We start from the raw sequence: 17317 nt of genomic DNA, 5'->3' as shown, positions 1-17317 counted from the left end.
TTTTAGCACAATATATTTGCCTCAGAAAGGACAAGGAATTCAAAATTTAAAAAATAAAACGATCATGAATCAAAAAAGCAGTTGGATCGAAAATCCAAGCAGAACACAATTGATTATAAGTCTGACAGTCTATTTAATCAGCTTGACCATCATGGTTGCTGTAATGACTGATTTTTTTCAAGAACCACTAGATCTCAAAGTCAGTGTTATTTTATCAATCCTAAACATTTTTGCAACATTAACAATAATTAAGGTGGTTAGAAGCTTTTATACAAAACATTAGGAATATAATATTATGAAAAAATTTATAATTTCTGCGATCACGTTGATATGTATATCTGGCAGTATGAATGCACAAGACAAATTGGAACAAGCAGGATTTTATGATTCTGAAATAAAAACAATTGAAACAAAAAGTGCTGGCAAGTCATTGATTTTTTTTCCAATGAAACATGTGGGTACAGAAAAGTTCTATAATGATATTAAGAGTAAAATAGAAATCTTGAAAAAAGAAGGATATTATTTTCTTTATGAAAAAGTAACTGTCGATGCAAAAGATGAGATAACGCGCCGAAAACTGAAAAAAATTACAGGAGACATCGGAATTTCTCCTGAAAAAGGTTACGTACAGCTTCTGAAAGAGCATGGAGTTAAAATGAAAGAAGAATTATTGGAACAGCCATCGTATTCAGACTTTGGATTAGATGAAAGTAATAGCAAAAATGTGGATGTTACAGCTTTGGATATCGTCAAATACTACGAGAAAAATTATGGTGAAATAAAACTCAATAAGTGTGAAATGGAAAATGCAATTACTGCAAAAGATAGTTGTCGTGGTAAAAATCTGAAGAAAAAATACAGGAAGGATGCTATAGTTACTTTTAGAGATAAAGTAATCGTGGATGGCATTATCCGTGAAAAAAGCGATAAAATTGCTTTAATATACGGTAAAGGTCACTTACAGGGTGTTCTTAATAAAATTAATAAGTAAAACTCTTTACCGTTTCGCAGCTAAGAAAATACTCATCAATAAATTTTACAGGAGTGTTATTTATGGAATATTCCTTTTGGTTAACCAACAAAAATAGTAATGAATTCTAATACCAATAATAAAATTAGCGATGCAATTAAGCTCATTATCATTGCATTTGTCATCTACAGATTTTTTAATTCTTCCGTTTTTGAAACAATAATGTCAAATGGAAATGAAGAAATTAAAGACTTTGTAAAGAAATCCTTCAGCTGGGGAATATGCTTCGGTGCGCTTACAGTGATCTTTATAAAATTTCTTGCAAAGATTCTAAACACTAACAATAATTAACTTTAAAAATAAAACAATGAAACCAATCGCTATTCCGTTCGCAGCTCAGGCATCTGCCGCCACTTTTATAAATTACTATCACGAAATCTGGGATCTTCCCTCAATCATTAGTTTTGGAAGCCTTGTCATTTCCGCTGGATATTTGATTGTAAATTTTCTTGGAAGGCAATTTTAATCACTTTTTTTATATAATGGTTACTTTACAACAGTTTATTATGAGTGGCGTAAGATAAAGCTTCAGTGATATTTTCCACACCCATTTTTTCAAATAGCTTTCTTCTGTGGAATTTTACCGTATCGGGAGATAAAAAGATTTTTTCTGCAATTTCATTGATCGTTAGGCCTCTCGCATGTAAAGTTAAAATCTCAGTTTCACGGTCAGATAATTTTGCCTTCTTTTTATTCTCCCACACATTATCTTCGAGATTAAATTCTGATATAATTTCTGACTTTATACTGGAGATGATGATGTTCCCTGAAGAATGATTTGGGCTTAAAGAAACAATGCACATTGCCTTCCATATTTTGCCTTCTTCATTCAGGAATAGTGGAGTAAGTTTATGATTAATGAGGATTGAATTCTTTTTTTCATTAATGATATGAAAATCATAGGAAATCGTATAATTTTTTCTGTCCTCCACCGGAAGATTGTCGAAAAAATCAAATCCAATTTGATTGATTTTTAAAAGTAAGTTCAGGTCTTTCTCTCCCACATTTTTAAAATAAAAATCGTAGCCAAGTTCTCTAACTTCTTCAGAGGTTAAGCCACATAAAAAAATAGGATTATCTGAGACATATTCAAAATTTCTCTTTTGATAATCGATAATATAGACACTTTGATATGTGAGCTTGGCAAAGGTTTTTACGACTTCCAGATAGTTTTCTGTCTGTGAAATATCCTTATCTGAAATTTCAGTAATGGTATTTTTATTTGAAAAAAAGCTGTTGAATTTTTCCCTCATCTGATAAAATTACAACCACACTGTTGTGCAGTTATTTGAAAATTAAAACAAATCTACACAAAAGTGTAGGACTTATAAAAATATAAATGTTATGGGCTGCCTAAAATAAGAAAAAATTATACGCTTGTCACCCGACTAACCAAAAGTGTAGTATTCTAAGCTAAACTTTGAAACTAACCTTTAGTGTAGCAATTGTTTTTTTTAGCGATTATACATTTGTTGCAGAAATAAAATTAAAATTCTTTAAAATTTAAAACATAATTTATGAGCCAGAAAACCAATTGGGTAACAAATCCCACAAAAACACAATTTATAATAGTTTTAGCTTGGTACTTTGTAAGTTTAATTTTAATCGTAGCTGTTATGACAGAACTTTTTGAAAAAGCACCGGCTTTCAGAGAAAATTATATGCTTCTTGTCGTCCTCACCTTTGCAACGATTGCAATTGCAAAAATTTCAACAAACTATTTCAAAAAAAACTAAATAATTAATCAGATGAATAACAAAAGAAACTGGCTTGAAAACCCAACCAAAACACAATTTTTAATAAGTCTTACCGTCTACATAATCAGCTTAATTATTATGGTTGCTACAATGACAGATTTTTTTCAGAAACCGTTTGATCTAAAGGTCAATATTGTTTTATTGTTCCTGAACATTTTTGCTACTATCACAATGCTTAAAGTGATTAGAAATTATTACAAAAATAAATGATCAATAAACGAATAATAAAAGATACTGGCTTGAAAGTTCAACCAGAACATAATTTATAAAAGCGTGATAATCAGCATGACCAGCTTTAAAATAGTGTTCGCCACGTTAACAAACTTCTTTCAAGAATCTATTGATTTTAAAAGAAACTATGTGTTATTATTTTTAAACATTCAGTATTTATATTGATGATAAAAACTATACAAAACTTTTACGGAAACACTAGTAAAACAAGAGAATAAGAAATGACTGTAAATACCAAAAACAAATTTATCAATGCAATTCCGCTCATTATCTTTGCATTCGTAATCTCCAGATTTTTCAGCTCCTCAGTTTTCGATACAATGATCTCTGAAGGGAATGAAGAAATCAAAGACTTTGTAAAGAAATCCTTCAGCTGGGGAATATGCTTCGGTGCGCTTACCGTGATCTTTATAAAATATCTTTCTACAATAATCAAGAAACAATAATGAAAAAAATAATATTACTATTTGTATTCGCCTACTTATTAACTTCTTGTAAAGAGATTGCAAATGCGTTCAATCAATCGTACATTTATGAAAAAGGTGTTGTGCTCAACTTCAACAATGACAATAAGAAAACAGTAACTGCAAGTATAAATGGTGCGAACTATAACCTGTATTTTGATACTGGGAGCGGAGCTGATGTTACAATTAATGAAGCAAAATTCGATCTTAAGCAAGCCAAAATTCTTAGACAGCGTGATATTTCGGGTTTTGACAAACAGTATAAAGTTTCATCTGTTTACTATGTAACAGATTCTATTTCCTCAAAACTTTTCAGGCTAAAGAACATTCCCATTTTTATAACAGGTAGAGAAAAAGAAGACTGTTTCCATAATGATGAATATGAAGGTTTGATCAACATCATGACAGATTCTGACTTGCCCGTAGAATTGAATTATGAAAAAGGCTACATCAAAATACTCGATAAATTGCAAACTGCTCCAATTGGATATACATTCATGGAAAGCAAATTCAGTTCTGTGTCTTCGGTTTTTAAAATCAAATTGTTTGCATTGGGAAGAAGTGACTTTTTCATTTTTGATACAGGTAATAATGGACCAATACTTTTAAATGATGAAATTTTTAAGCCTAAAGAACTTTTGAATTCTATTGATTATATCGGAAAAAGTGTGGGAGGTTCACAGATTGTAAATCATTTGAAAATGTATGATGCGGATTTCCAGATGAAAAATACAAAATTCACTCAGTACGTTGGAATTTCAAAAGGGTCAAAACGCAGCATTGTAAATTTTAATTTTATAAAAAAATTCAATTGGATAATTGACCGCAAAAACAAGAAAATCTATTACAAAATAATAGACGCTACAAAGCTGAATAATCCATATTCTAAAAATCATGCTGTACATGTGGCAAGCGCATATCAAGGAAAGTTAATAGTAAGCTATTCTACAAGTGATTCCAACTTCGGAATAAGCAAAGAAATCATTTCCGTCAACAATAAAACTATTACTCCACAAAATCTTTGTGAAATGCAAAGTCTACTTAACTCTACGGAAGATTGGGAAAAATTAAACATAAAAATTAAATAAACTAAAATATACATGAAAAAATTAGTATTGCCATTTTTACTACTGTCATCTTTAGTGTTTTCACAAAACAGCACTTATGTATCAGCTGGAGCCGGAGTATTGGCACATAAAAAAACAGCTGCTTTTGATTTTGACCTTGCGGTCGGTTACCAGTTCAACAACAATTATTTTGTGGAAGCCAACTATATTCAGTCAAGAGATATAAATCTGGCGAATGCCGTATTTGGATTGGAATCTTCTTCGGAAAAAAAGATTGTCTTTTCAGGATTCACTGGCTTTGGAGCTGCGTTCGCTGAGGATAAAACATATCTCAACTACCAGCTTGGTGTAAACATGGGTTATCGAATAGAGCAAAAATCTCTTGTAGGACTAAAAGTTTCCAACAATTTTAATAAAGCTAAAATATTCACCGCCATGAATTTATTTTACAGATTCAGTTTTTAAATATTAATGTGAGTTTATCAAAAAAAATAAAACAATGAAACAAATTGCCATTTTATTCGCAGCTCAGGCATCTGCCGCTACTTTTACAAATTACTATCACGAAATCTGGGATCTTCCTTCAATCATTAGTTTTGGAAGCCTAATTATTTCCGCAGGATATTTTTTTATAAATTTTATCAGAAAGTAAAATTAAAATCGAAAAATGTCTTGGCTAAGAAGATCATTTATTTTTATAACAAAATAGCAGACGAAGCTTAGATGAAATACGATCTAATTACTTAGCCTATTTATTGGTGCTTCTTAAACAAAGCACTACGAAATTGTCAAAACTTAAATATATACAACCATGGAGATCTTTGCAGTGCTAATTATAATAGCAATCATATTCACTATCATCACCGGATTAATTTCCGTTAGAAACAACCCTAAGTTGACAAAAAGAGAAAGAGTTAACTATTCTTTTTTGATAATAATTTGTCCTTTTTGGGGTACTATGATATATTATCTTTTATCAACAAAAAAATAATATTGGTTACTTTATATACAGCAAAAATAAAGAAGACTGATAAACTGATTATTATGCATTGTATGTTAAGAAGCCTTGTAAAATGTTAGTTTTACCAGTGATTATACAGATAAGGGATGAAAAACTTCACCCCTTATCTTGTTTAAAAACTCTTAATAATCCTGTTCAGTCCCTCTTCCAAAATCTCTCTCGAGGTAGAAAAGCAGATTCTGATGTGGCCTTCTGCTCCTTTTCCGAACCAACGCTCGGAGCCGGGAACTACAGCCACTTTAGCTTGTTGTAGAACGTGTTGGGCAAACTCATCACTCGGCATTCCGTTTTCTATTTTTGGGAAAATCACGAAAGTAGCTTCAGGTAAGTTCGGGGTTAAAATTCCTGTGTTGCTCAGGATGCTGTGCGCCAAATCCCGGTTATGCTGTAAATGCGTCAGGAAGTCATTAAACCATGGCTTCGCCCTGTCGATGGCTACACTGGCAGCAATTTGTGATAAAGTGGAAACGCCTTCAATGGTAGAATTAAACTGAGATTTTTCTGTGAAATCATCCAACAGCTCCTGATCATTGCATAAAACAGCACCGATTCTTAAACCAGCAATTCCAAATGATTTTGAGAATCCGAATACAGTGAAACTTTTCTTTTTTGCGGCTTCAGAAACAGAAGAGTAGGTATTGAATTCTTTTTTATCGTAAACAATATCGCTCCAGATTTCATCACTCATTACCCAAAGATCATGAGCTGCGGCAATTTCAGAGATTTTAATTAAAATTTCTTTTGAATACACACGACCAACCGGATTGTGAGGGTTGCAGATGCTGATCATCTTGGTTTTCGGACTGATTAGGGAAACCAATGTCTCAAAATCGATATCTCCGGTTTTGGAATCTACCGGACATAATTTCAAAACTCCACCCACTGCATCAACGGTTTTTTTAAATAAGAAATCAACCGGATCAAAGATGATCGCTTCGTCGCCGGGATTCAGAACATATTTGGCAACCATAAACATTCCCATTGCAGCACTGTTGACTGCCAAAACATTTTCAGGAGTGAAATTTCCGTTTTTCCCTGTATTGAAATGCTCTGAGACGCTTTTTTTAAACTCAGGTAATCCGGAAAATGGTCCGTAGCTTAAATAGCCATCTTTAATATATTCAATAATGCCCTGCTCGATTTCGGCAGACATTCTGAAATCCGGATCAGCAGCGGTAAGAGGGATGATTCCGTCTTCTAATGTTGCCCATCTTCCGTTGTAGGCCTTTTTTTTGAGAGCCTCAAAATTTATATCAGTATTATTAAACATATTATTTGTAAGAGATTGGTAAAGAGTCTTTTGGTTGTTCGCTGACAGGTAACAAAAACTGCTCAAGCAGTATTCTGCCGTTTTTGATGTGTATTTCTATCTCAGGTTTTCTTTCCTGCTCATATTTTTCAAAGGTTTCTTCCAGATCTTTATTTTCCAGTAAAAGCTGAGTCAGAATATAAGAATCTTTCAATGCCGAAGTTACACCCTGACTCGTAAAAGGAATCAGAGGATGCGCTGCGTCACCGAGAAATGCAATATTTTTATAATGAAAAGGATTCAGTTTTTCCAGTTCATATACTCTCCAGATGTGTGCATTGTCGTAGCTTGATTCTTTTACAATCGATGAAACCAAAGGATTCCAGTCTCCGAAATTGTCTAGCATAAACTGTCTGATGCAGTCCGCTGTATAATCTTCGTTAATAAAATAACGGGTAATGTCAAACTGGCAATACCAGAGGATTTTAGTAGGAGACAGTTTTAAAACACCGAAAGTTAAACCGCCGTCTTCATGATGAAATTTGTGAAAGTTGCCTTCAATTTGGCTGGCAATTTCTTCATTTTCAATAATGTTCACGACTTCATTTTCTCGCACTGCTTTCATCACTTCATCCTGAAAGATTGCCCTTCTGATTCTGCTTCGTGAACCGTCTGATGCGATCACAACATCAGCCTGCAGTTTTGTGTGATCTTCAAATTCAAGTTCGGCTTTACCATCTGAAAAACCTGTCAGATTAAGCGTATTTCTGTAAGAAATTTTGTCTGCCGGAATATTTTGGCTTAAAACTTCAATCAGAGTACTTCTTGAAATCACAAAAACATTATCCAGATCTTTTTCTGAAAGAACATTTCCGTTGTGACAGTAATGAATATATTTTTTCAGGAAACTACCTTTGGTATAAAGATCATTGATGTCAATAATTTCAGAAAGATATTCAATTCCTTCTTTAGGCAGGATAAAACCATGACCCTTTAAGTCGTCTTTTGTGCGTCTTTCGTAAAGATGGTAATCGATATTGTTTTTTTCTAAATAATTGGCCATGCTTAATCCTGAAACGCCGGCTCCTACAATTGCAACTTTGCTCATTTTAATTAGAATTTGAATTCAAAATCCAAAGATCACCATTTTTAATCTTCTTGTGCTTCAATTTATTTTCAGCGCTCAGATTCAGTAAAAATTCCTGAGATTTTTCAAACGAAATATTAGAAAGTACAGCAAATTCCTGAGTGGTCAAAGTTGGATATACCGCAAACAGATTTTGCCAGTCTGCAGAATATTCTTTCTTTTTCGCTTGAGGATTGATCTTTTTTACTCTTTTCTCAAACTCTTCGTAAGGTTTGAAACCATACAGTACGTCAAGCATTTCATCATCTTTCACGAAGATCAAAGTAGGAAATCCTCTTACTCCCAACTGTTTTCCAAGATCAAGATCTTTTTTAAACTCGATTTGTGCTTTAGATTCATAATCATCTTTCCATTGTGCAACATCTAATTTTGCCAAAGCCGCAGCTTTTTCAAGATGCTCATCTTTTGTGATATTTAATTTGTCTAAGAAGACCATTTCACGGAGAATTCTTAAAAATACAATCGCTTTCTTTTCATCCTGCATCTGTGCTGCTTTGAATGCAATGGATGGAGGATATGATGAGTTTAAAGGATCTTCAATCCAAACGCCACCGTCGATTGGCATTTTATAATGCGGGCTCACTTCTTCCCAATGTCCTGCAACGTCACTCGGCTTACTGATTCCACCTGAATTGTAGATATCCCACGACGGTAGAAGTCCGCCCATTCGGTAATCGATTTCTACGGCATCACCATATTCCAGTTTAAATTTTCTAAGCTGAGCTTCAATTCCCCAACATGATGAGCAGATAGGATCTGTGTAGTATATAATTTTAATTTTATCTGTTTTTGCTGTGGTAAATTCAGCAGAAGATGATTCGTCAGCAGGTGTTTTCAAAATTTCGCACACACCTTTTTCGTAATCGCAATTGAGAAGAGGATTATTATTCATAGTATTCAAATGATTAGCATTAAAAAAATTGAGAAGTATAGACAGAACTGTCATGAGAGCTGTATCCATCGTCGAGTATATTTTTGATTTAACATAATATTAGTGGTAGAAATGATAAAACAATCAAATCTTTTGATATTACGAAAATTCTACTCCGGAGCCTTAAATACGTTGTCGTCTGAATGAAATCCTGCCACACCGCCACTTACCGCAAACTTCATTGCAGTGGCAGCTGTCATTCCGATCACAGGTTTAATGTTTTTTTCTGCAGTGACAATAACCCAACCCGAGATTGCATAAGAATGCGGAAGATACACCGCAACAAAATCGTGTTTATGAACGTCGGACATATCTTTTTGGGTGAGGAAGCCAATTCTCCAGATTTCCGGATTTTCATTGGTTTTTACCCAGACAGGATCGTTAAATTTTTTCTTATCACCCACGAACGAAGACATCACATCTTTTGTCGGCGAATAAATATGTTTGATGCCGGGAGTTCTTTCCAGCACGCGGTCGATAGCATCCACAAAAAATCGACCCACCACGAATTTGTTTCCCAGATATCCGAGTAGTGCGGTAACCAAAAGCGTAGAAACGAAAACCAATCCCGGAATTTGTCTTGCCACAGACGGAATCATGTTGTCGATGGAGGAAATCACATACCAAATCACAAAAATCGTCAACCCGATTGGGCCAATGATTAATAATCCCTGAAAGAAGTTTTTCAGGAAAAAATTTGTGATATTTTCAAAAGTAAGTTTTTTCAATGGGATTTTTTAGCCGTGTATGGTTTCTTTGTTTCCGTAAGATTTAATGATTTTGGCTTCGTATTCCAACCATTCTTCCCAACGTTTATTTACTTTTTCAGGGTCGCCCAATTCTCTTGCGAAACCGATAAATGTTGTGTAATGATTAGCTTCAGAAATCATCAGTTCCTTATAGAATACTTTTAGTTCTTCGTCTTTTATATTTTCTGTTAAAACTTTGAACCGCTCACAGCTTCTCGCTTCAATCATGGCCGCAAAAAGCATTTTGTCGACAATCATTGTATCTCTGTGACCTCCTTTCTGGATGAAATTTACCAACTCGTTGACGTAATCGTCTTTCCTGGTACGTCCAAAAGTATAACCACGCTTCTTGATAATCTCCAGCACCTGACCGAAATGTTCCAGTTCTTCCTGAGCAATTGCCAACAACTCTGTCACGATGTCCGGACGTTCCGGAAGCATGGTGATCAACCCGATCGCATTGGTAGCCGCTTTCTGTTCGCACCAAGCATGATCGGTTAAAATTTCCTGAATGTTGTCCTCCGCAATATTTGCCCACCTTGGATCGGTAGGAAGTTTCAACTTAAACATGATTTAAAAATTTTGGTAAATTTAATTAATAAAATTCACATTCTGCGACGCCGAATCTGTATTTGTGAAATTTTTTGATAATGTAAACGTCTGTGGCATAGAGTTGGATTTACAGTTAATTACATTAAAAATATAAATTATGAATAGTAAATTAATTACAAAAAATTTGCAAAAGTTTGCATTCTCAATGCTGGCTTTATTCTTCAGTGTAATGAGTTTTGCTCAGGACACAGCACCTGACACTCAGGTAAGCACGTCTACTAAGACTACCACAACAGAACAGTGGTATATGGATCCTACATATCTTATCATTGGTGGAGTAGTTCTTATCGTAGTGATCGCACTTCTTGTAAGAGGTGGAGGCAGAGGAAGAAGAGATTAAGATATCAAAAAAATAATAGTGCCGCTCAGTAATTTACTGAGCGGTTTTTTTACGTAAAAATTCTAAAACCTTCCATCCCAAAGCATCAAATTTCTTCAGACCCGTAGCGATAATGAATGCCAGAATCACATTGATAACATAAATGAGAACCATTAAAACCCACCAAGGCATTGATTCTTTCATCGGCACGACCAGGAAATACACCAACGACGAGCTGATTCCCTGTCCGAAATAAAAGAATATCGCATTTTTACCAATGTGCGTAACGAAATTTTCTTTGGTAATTTTTAATCGGTTGTATAAAACAAATAAAGTTGTCAGTGAAAAGAATGTCCAAATGATGTATGCCGTTTGAGGCGGAAATTTCTTCTTATTGATTTTGAAGAATACATCGTCACCGAAATACCAGAACATCCATACTAAGGCTGCTGCTACCAATCCATAAAGCACGGGAATCATCTTTGTTGGAATTGTCTTGCCGCGCATTCTGTTACCGACAAGAAATATCGTCATGTAAAAGGCTACATAACCGACCTGTCCGCTCGGATATATTTCCGGGAAAATATTGAATATCAACGTTAGAGCAATGCAGATTCCTATAAACCAATTGACGTGTTTAGGAAAGAATCTTAAAATTAAAACGCCAAAAACGGTGAGGATAAAATATACTTTTAAATACCAAAAACTTCCCATAACTACAGGGAAAGTATCAGCATTGGAATACTCATGAAGATACCAGTTTCCTAAGTTCTGCCACTGTGGAGCTGTTGAAATGCTTGTTGCCGAGTATTTTGAACCGAAGGTCGAATAGAAGCTCTGCAACCATTCGAGCGAGAAAAAGGTAAGCCCGAAAATTTTAAAGAAATAATCTAAAAAGAACAGCAGCGTTACAAAAATCATGTAGGTGATCTGTAATTTGAGGAGTCTGTACAGTGTTTTTTCGATGTTGGAGCCTGAGGTGATTCCGCTTAAAGCATAGAAAAGTGCAACATCAAAAACCAATGAAAAAACCCGTACTTCCGGAAGGATGTAAAACTGTCCCGACCAAAATGCGGTGTGGATAAATATAATGGAAAGCGTGGCTAGACCTTTCGCAAAATCGATGTAGAGATCTCTGTTCATATTACTGAGGTAATTCTCTTGTTACTTTTTCTAGTTTATCGTAATTGAAAAAATATAAACTTCCTTCCCATTCAGGTTTGGCTTTTTTCTCAATTCCTCGCAATTCGTTTTCAAAAAGCCTGTGATATCTTACAGAATACCAAGAATTATAAAAATCATTATCGATTGAATACAGTGGCTCTCTGAAAACTTCGGAACGCTGCTCAGTGGTCTTCTGAAGTTGTGAATAACCTTCCATCACAAGAAAAAGTTTGTAATTGTTTTCTTTTGCAAATCTCTCGTAGTTTGACATCGGAAGGCAATACTGTGATGTGCATCCATTGGTAAATATATAAACCAATGATTTTGGATGTTTTGATAATTCTGATTTAAGCTGTTGTCCGTTTATTTTGTACACGTGTTGACTGTCAGTCTGCTCAAAACTCTGTAAGGGCACAATCATCGATTTATCTTTTTCTGAAAGTTTTTTGTAATCATTGGTTACACCGTAAACAGTGCATGACGTTAGCGATAAACAAAGTAAAATGCTTAAAATTATCTTCATTGTAAGTTTTTTCCAAAAGTACAAATAAAACAGAAGCAATTTAATTTCTATATTTGAAGAATTAATCACAAAATGATGAAGCATATTTTGAGTCTTATTTTAATTCTTTTAGTCAGTCTTAATCTCTCGGCGCAGGGAAATCGTTTTACCTATGAATATCAGTTCAGGATTGATTCCACGAAAACCGACAGTCTTAAAAAGGAATTTATGAATCTTGATATTTTCCCGACGAAATCTTATTTTTATGGTCAGGCTCAATATGCAAGCGATTCTGCGATGAACCATTCAATTATTCAGCAGAGAAAATCTACTCCGAACAGTATAAGTTATTCCTCCACTACGGATGAGTGGAATGTTTCTTATTTAATAGAAAAATCTTATCCGAGTTTTAAAACAAACTGGTTTACGAATATCGAACAGACCAATATGATTGTGGAAGAAACACCTGTCTTACAATGGAATATTCTTCCCGAAACGCAGAAAATAGAAAACTACAACTGTCAGAAAGCAACTGCAAATTTTGGAGGTAGGACTTGGGAGGCGTGGTTTTCTCAGGACTTGCCATTTACTGACGGTCCATACAAATTTCAAGGCTTGCCGGGATTAATTGTAAAACTCGAAGACAAAACAAAATCACATCAGTTTTTATTGAAAGGAAATAAAAAATTAAAAGCTGAAGATCATTCGTGGGATTATATTTTAGCTTTACAGAATGAGGCAGATAATGAATTTCAGGGCGTGAAAGTGAATCCTGCTCAATATAAAAAGCTCTTTATGTCTTACAAAAATGATCCTGCAAAAGACATCAAACTTGATTTGGCAAATCCAAATAATTCGATGACTGTGACTACAGAATCGGGTGCTAAATTGACGAGTAATCCTGAAATTATTAAGTATTTTGAAGAGTCGATGGCAAAGAAATATAAAACAGTCAACAATCAACTGGAATTAAATTTACACAGAAAGTAGAAAATTTCTCAAAATCATGTTGTTACTAAAGAAATAATCAGTACATTTGCACCTCGAATTAACTAAAAATTTATAGACAATGTTTGCAATTGTAGAAATAGCAGGGCTTCAATATAAAGTTGAGCAAGACCAGAAGTTGTTTGTGAACCGTTTGAAAGGAGACAAAGGAGGAAAAGTATCTTTCGATAAAATTCTTCTTACTGTAAACGGAGCAATCACGGTAGGCGCCCCAGCTGTAAGCGGTATCACTGTAGAGGCAGAGATCCTTGACCACGTAAAGGCTGATAAAGTAATCGTCTTCAAAAAGAAAAGAAGAAAAGGTTATGAAGTAAAGAACGGTCACAGACAATCTTTAACTCAAATTCAAATTACTGGTATTACAGGATTTGAAGGTAAAAAAGCAGAGAAGCCTGCTAAAAAAACAACTAAAAAAGCTGACGCTGAAAGCGCAGAATAATTGTTAAACCAAAAAACCTTAAAATAAAATGGCACACAAGAAAGGAGTTGGTAGTTCCAAAAACGGTAGAGAATCTCATTCTAAAAGATTAGGTGTGAAGATTTTCGGTGGACAAGACGCTATTGCTGGTAACATTATTATCAGACAAAGAGGTACTCAACATCACCCAGGTGAAAATGTTGGTATGGGTAAAGATCACACTTTGCACGCACTTGTTGACGGTAAAGTAGTTTTCAGAAAGAAAGCAAACAACAGATCTTACGTATCTATTGAGCCAAACGCATAATTTAAAAAGCGTTTTATAAAATAAAATCCTCAGCATTTTTGTTGAGGATTTTTTGTGCTTAACTTATTTTACGTTGGGATGATTGTCTTTTCAGTAGCTTAGACAAGAATAGAATTTCTACAATTCCCAAGGTCCACCAAATTGGAAATTTAAGAAATAAATACAAAAGATTAAATCCATCTACTATTTTAAATTTTTCCTGGACGTTGTGTAGTTCTATTTTACTTGAAATAAAAGGGATGAGAATGAAAAACAGTAATAAAATAAAGACTTTGGAAACTGTATTTAGTTTCATCTTCATCGTGAAAATAAAATAGTTAATTATGATTATTACTGACAAGAATAGAATATCATAATAAGTAAAACATGTGAATAGTTCGGCAGGCTCATTAAAGAAATGCATATCAAAAGAATTAGAACCCAAACTGGAATCCGGCCTTAATTCCAAACTTAGAAGCATCCGGACGGTCAAGATAATTTCCTCTCCAGTTAAAGTCTACACGGAATATTCTGATGTTTCCGAAACCGATATTCTCAATTCCAAATCCGTACTCATAATAAATTTGCTGATCCGGTGCTGAGTATTTTAAATTTTCAACGTTAATGTTTTTAGAAGCATCACTCAAAGATCCGTAAGCTCCTCTTATGAATGCAACTTCTCTCAGTTTCAGTTTCTTAATTAAAGGAATAAATGAAAGAATTTTACCGTTAAAATGATGTTCTATGTGAAGGGTAGAGTAAGTATCCGCAACAAATTCATAGTAATTTAACTGAGCAAATGTATTCGGAACTATTCCATACGACTGATTTCCGGGAATAATATTCTGTAACGCCAAAGGAACGGTATCAAAGTTTTTGCCAGCTTCAAAGTTCAGAAACGTTTTTCCCCAGCTTCCCAAAAGGACTGGTTTATAAAACATAAACTGCAGTTTATTATAATTGAAATCGGCATTAAATAATCCGTCAATCCCTCTTGTATATTTTAAAACAATCGTCGGGGCTAAAGTTCCGTGTTCATAACGGTCAACTCCCGTTTGGGAGAATGTAGCACCAGGCCTTGCAATTAAACTCACCGTAACGTGTGAATCAATTGTTGTTTTTCTCAAGTCACCATTTCTGTAATACATCAAACTGAAACCTGAAGGATTTGCAGATTTAATGCTCTGCATCGTTCCGTCAACTCTTACCTGAAAGTTTTTCCAGGGCTCAATAGAAGTAAAGAAACTCGTTTGGTTTACCGAACTCAATGAGGCATTTTCTCCTCTCGCAAATACCGTTGAAGAAGCGAATGAACGCGATAGAATTCCATCTTCTGTGGTCAGTTGTACGCCAAGTTGGGTGATGTCTCTTTTGGTTCCCCCGCCAATCATAAAACGGTTGACTCTATTAAACATGTATCGACCTTCCACACCGTATTTGAACTGTTGATCTTTAAAACCGTAAGCATTGTAAAATTCAATCCTCCAAGGGTCATTCTGTCCAAAGTATGTTCTTGCACCCAAACGTATTCTGTCACCTTCCACATCGTTTTTCCCATAAACAGAAGTAATTGGACCTAAATCAATTCCCTTTGTGACATTATAATATCTCGAAGCTAATGTTTCAGTCAGCTTTAAGATTCTGTTGAATTTTGGAGTCTGCTGTAATTTATCCAGCATTTCGTAAACGCCTTTTTCCTGCTTCGAAAGTGAATCCGGTCTTGCTGTTACCCAAAAAGCATCATCCTTATCCACAAAACGGTCATCATATTCCTCCTTTCTTCTCGTGAAAAGAGAATCTGCCAAAGGTTTATTAAAATCATAATCAGAATAATCTACAGAACGCTTTGCGATAATGCTCTTGGCACTTTTCTTTTTGGAGAAAGGCGTCATTTCAATTTCTGTAACGTATTTCTTAGGTAAAAATGTTTCGTCATCAGGGTTGTCATATTCAAGCTCTGTTGAAATGGCATTGATGAAATTAACATTGATTTTGTTGGTCGACTTTAAAGTGGCTTCCAGAACTGCATACGAATCGGTATCGATGTAAAGATATCCCTGAAAAGCCAAAACTTCAGTTCTTCTGGGCTGGTAACGTATTTTATACGCCTGTTCGCCTCGGATAGAGACAGTGTCGGTAAGATTGTAATCATACGTGCTGAAACCATCCGTTCCCACCGGGCTTGGAAATCCAATGTCGAAATAGTTTAAAGTATTATCGTAAATATTAATATCACGGTAAAGATTCTTGGCAGTAATTGCAATCACCTGATTGTCCTGGAATCCTGAAGTCTTTTGAGCGACTAAAAGTTTCTTTGTCTTCTTGTTAGGTTTATTTTCTCCGAAGTGATTGTAAATTGATTCATTTAAGAAAATAGGCAAGGCCATTTTTCCCCGTGCAGTAGAATCTGCGTAATCAAAGATAAAATCTAACTTGTTAAAGATTTTTCTGTTCATGAATGCGCTGTCCAAATTATTGGCGTCAAACTGAATTTTCTCGTATTCTTTGTAAGTGTAGGTGTCAAATTTATCAAGACCGTTATTTCTCTTGCGCTTCCAGACTTCCTGCATAATTCGGTAGGCCGGATTTTCTTTCTTGTTTTTAAATTTCGTCTTTTCGTTATGAATAACAACTTCTTCAATGCTGCTAACTTTCTCGGAAGACAATTTAACAAGCAGATTGCTGTTTTTGACTGCACTGATATCTACACTTTCTAAAGCATAGTTTTTTTTCTGAAATTTAAGTTTGTAAATAATGCTGTCAGACTGTATGCTGAAGTTTCCTGAAGTCGTGGTAAGAGCTGGTGTATTATTGTCATTGATAAAGATATCAACTCCACTGATTTCTTTGTTGTTTTTAGCGTCTGTAATTTTTCCGTTTGCTGTGTTCTGAGCATGAAAAAAACTGGTTATTAAAAGGGAAATATAAAGGAAACCGTATTTAAGTTGATTGGTTGACATCATTCGTATCTTCAAGCATTTAGCTAAACAAAAATTGTGCTGTTTATAATTAAAATTTAAAAGTTTTTTAAAGACTTTTGGGTTTGTCTATCAAAATGCAAATGTAACGAAAATAAAGCTATGAATAATACGCTCAGGCACTGTGAGAATTTGATATTTGATAAATATTCTGCTTTAGGAATAATATGCGTTTTAAAATCAAAAAAGACTTACAATAATGTAAGTCTTTTTTGCTCCTCCTCTTGGGCTCGAACCAAGGACCCTCTGATTAATCCCGAATTTTCGGGACTCTAACCAACGGTGCTAAAATTCCTGAGAGTTGTGAGTTTTCGTCACAAAGCATTTCTATAAATTTTGTTGATTTCTGTTTTTTAATGAAGCGCTCAATCTGTATTGCGAGAT

General features: G+C 34.6%; 21 protein-coding genes. 12 read left to right on the top strand and 9 right to left on the bottom strand.

Annotation, left to right across the window (positions count from 1 at the left end; genetic code table 11):
* Nucleotides 1-295: 295 nt before the first annotated feature.
* Entirely contained in the window at nucleotides 296-991 is a 696-nt protein-coding gene (locus tag OMO38_RS12870; RefSeq protein WP_264750579.1) for a hypothetical protein, read from the top strand.
* Between the two features lie 346 nt (nucleotides 992-1337).
* Nucleotides 1338-1496 (top strand): hypothetical protein, encoded by a 159-nt coding sequence (locus tag OMO38_RS12865; protein ID WP_264750578.1) that lies wholly within the window; start codon nucleotides 1338-1340, stop codon nucleotides 1494-1496.
* A gap of 25 nt (nucleotides 1497-1521) precedes the next feature.
* Here the strand turns inward: OMO38_RS12865 and OMO38_RS12860 are convergent, their stop codons facing one another.
* Entirely contained in the window at nucleotides 1522-2283 is a 762-nt protein-coding gene (locus OMO38_RS12860; protein ID WP_264750577.1) for a response regulator transcription factor, read from the bottom strand.
* Between the two features lie 264 nt (nucleotides 2284-2547).
* Between OMO38_RS12860 and OMO38_RS12855 the strand changes: the two genes are divergently transcribed.
* The 6 genes from OMO38_RS12855 (at nucleotide 2548) to OMO38_RS12830 (ending at nucleotide 5201) form a co-directional block, all read left to right on the top strand.
* Nucleotides 2548-2766 (top strand): hypothetical protein, encoded by a 219-nt coding sequence (locus tag OMO38_RS12855; protein ID WP_264750576.1) that lies wholly within the window; start codon nucleotides 2548-2550, stop codon nucleotides 2764-2766.
* A gap of 12 nt (nucleotides 2767-2778) precedes the next feature.
* Entirely contained in the window at nucleotides 2779-2997 is a 219-nt protein-coding gene (locus OMO38_RS12850) for a hypothetical protein (RefSeq protein ID WP_264750575.1), read from the top strand.
* Between the two features lie 242 nt (nucleotides 2998-3239).
* On the top strand, nucleotides 3240-3464 hold the full coding sequence (locus OMO38_RS12845; RefSeq protein WP_264750574.1) for a hypothetical protein: 225 nt from the start codon (nucleotides 3240-3242) through the stop codon (nucleotides 3462-3464).
* Entirely contained in the window at nucleotides 3464-4570 is a 1107-nt protein-coding gene (locus tag OMO38_RS12840) for a hypothetical protein (RefSeq protein ID WP_264750573.1), read from the top strand. The genes OMO38_RS12845 and OMO38_RS12840 overlap by 1 nt, the downstream gene beginning before the upstream one ends.
* A 12-nt stretch (nucleotides 4571-4582) precedes the next feature.
* A complete protein-coding gene (locus OMO38_RS12835; RefSeq protein WP_264750572.1) occupies nucleotides 4583-5014 on the top strand; it encodes a hypothetical protein in 432 nt (143 codons plus the stop codon).
* Nucleotides 5015-5048: 34 nt separating this feature from the next.
* Nucleotides 5049-5201 (top strand): hypothetical protein, encoded by a 153-nt coding sequence (locus OMO38_RS12830; RefSeq protein WP_264750571.1) that lies wholly within the window; start codon nucleotides 5049-5051, stop codon nucleotides 5199-5201.
* Between the two features lie 481 nt (nucleotides 5202-5682).
* Here OMO38_RS12830 and OMO38_RS12825 read toward each other — a convergent pair whose 3' ends face one another.
* From OMO38_RS12825 to OMO38_RS12805, 5 genes are all read right to left on the bottom strand, one after another.
* Nucleotides 5683-6840, bottom strand: coding sequence for a pyridoxal phosphate-dependent aminotransferase (locus OMO38_RS12825; RefSeq protein WP_264750570.1), 1158 nt, complete (start codon nucleotides 6838-6840; stop codon nucleotides 5683-5685).
* 1 nt (nucleotide 6841) lies between these two features.
* Nucleotides 6842-7927 carry an FAD-dependent oxidoreductase gene (locus OMO38_RS12820; protein ID WP_264750569.1) on the bottom strand — a complete coding sequence of 362 codons (1086 nt, stop codon included), beginning with the start codon at nucleotides 7925-7927 and terminating at the stop codon, nucleotides 6842-6844.
* Nucleotide 7928: 1 nt separating this feature from the next.
* Nucleotides 7929-8927: a DsbA family protein gene (locus OMO38_RS12815; RefSeq protein ID WP_264750568.1), complete on the bottom strand. Its 999-nt coding sequence runs from the start codon at nucleotides 8925-8927 to the stop codon at nucleotides 7929-7931.
* A gap of 80 nt (nucleotides 8928-9007) precedes the next feature.
* Nucleotides 9008-9625 carry a DUF502 domain-containing protein gene (locus OMO38_RS12810; protein ID WP_264750567.1) on the bottom strand — a complete coding sequence of 206 codons (618 nt, stop codon included), beginning with the start codon at nucleotides 9623-9625 and terminating at the stop codon, nucleotides 9008-9010.
* A gap of 9 nt (nucleotides 9626-9634) precedes the next feature.
* Nucleotides 9635-10216, bottom strand: a complete 582-nt coding sequence (locus OMO38_RS12805) for a MiaE family protein (protein ID WP_264750566.1) — start codon at nucleotides 10214-10216, stop codon at nucleotides 9635-9637.
* Between the two features lie 139 nt (nucleotides 10217-10355).
* On the opposite strand from OMO38_RS12805, the gene OMO38_RS12800 reads away from it, so the two are divergent.
* On the top strand, nucleotides 10356-10598 hold the full coding sequence (locus tag OMO38_RS12800; protein WP_264750565.1) for a hypothetical protein: 243 nt from the start codon (nucleotides 10356-10358) through the stop codon (nucleotides 10596-10598).
* Nucleotides 10599-10631: 33 nt separating this feature from the next.
* Here the strand turns inward: OMO38_RS12800 and OMO38_RS12795 are convergent, their stop codons facing one another.
* Both OMO38_RS12795 and OMO38_RS12790 read right to left on the bottom strand, forming a co-directional pair.
* On the bottom strand, nucleotides 10632-11720 hold the full coding sequence (locus OMO38_RS12795) for an acyltransferase family protein (RefSeq protein WP_264750564.1): 1089 nt from the start codon (nucleotides 11718-11720) through the stop codon (nucleotides 10632-10634).
* 1 nt (nucleotide 11721) lies between these two features.
* Entirely contained in the window at nucleotides 11722-12264 is a 543-nt protein-coding gene (locus OMO38_RS12790; protein ID WP_264750563.1) for a hypothetical protein, read from the bottom strand.
* Between the two features lie 72 nt (nucleotides 12265-12336).
* Between OMO38_RS12790 and OMO38_RS12785 the strand changes: the two genes are divergently transcribed.
* The 3 genes from OMO38_RS12785 to rpmA all read left to right on the top strand — a co-directional run bounded on the left by OMO38_RS12785 (nucleotide 12337) and on the right by rpmA (nucleotide 13976).
* Nucleotides 12337-13233, top strand: coding sequence for a GLPGLI family protein (locus OMO38_RS12785; protein WP_264750562.1), 897 nt, complete (start codon nucleotides 12337-12339; stop codon nucleotides 13231-13233).
* 79 nt (nucleotides 13234-13312) lie between these two features.
* Entirely contained in the window at nucleotides 13313-13690 is a 378-nt protein-coding gene (gene rplU / locus OMO38_RS12780) for a 50S ribosomal protein L21 (RefSeq protein ID WP_263002820.1), read from the top strand.
* Nucleotides 13691-13718: 28 nt separating this feature from the next.
* A complete protein-coding gene (gene rpmA, locus OMO38_RS12775; RefSeq protein ID WP_034677604.1) occupies nucleotides 13719-13976 on the top strand; it encodes a 50S ribosomal protein L27 in 258 nt (85 codons plus the stop codon).
* A gap of 413 nt (nucleotides 13977-14389) precedes the next feature.
* Here the strand turns inward: rpmA and OMO38_RS12770 are convergent, their stop codons facing one another.
* Nucleotides 14390-16918 carry a DUF5686 and carboxypeptidase regulatory-like domain-containing protein gene (locus OMO38_RS12770; RefSeq protein ID WP_264750561.1) on the bottom strand — a complete coding sequence of 843 codons (2529 nt, stop codon included), beginning with the start codon at nucleotides 16916-16918 and terminating at the stop codon, nucleotides 14390-14392.
* Between the last annotated feature and the right edge of the window lie 399 nt (nucleotides 16919-17317).

It is taken from the genome of Chryseobacterium kimseyorum (assembly GCF_025971945.1).
Taxonomy (GTDB): domain Bacteria; phylum Bacteroidota; class Bacteroidia; order Flavobacteriales; family Weeksellaceae; genus Chryseobacterium; species Chryseobacterium kimseyorum.
The sequence above is the reverse complement of the archived record's forward strand: the minus strand, read 5'-3'. Positions and strand labels throughout refer to the sequence as shown.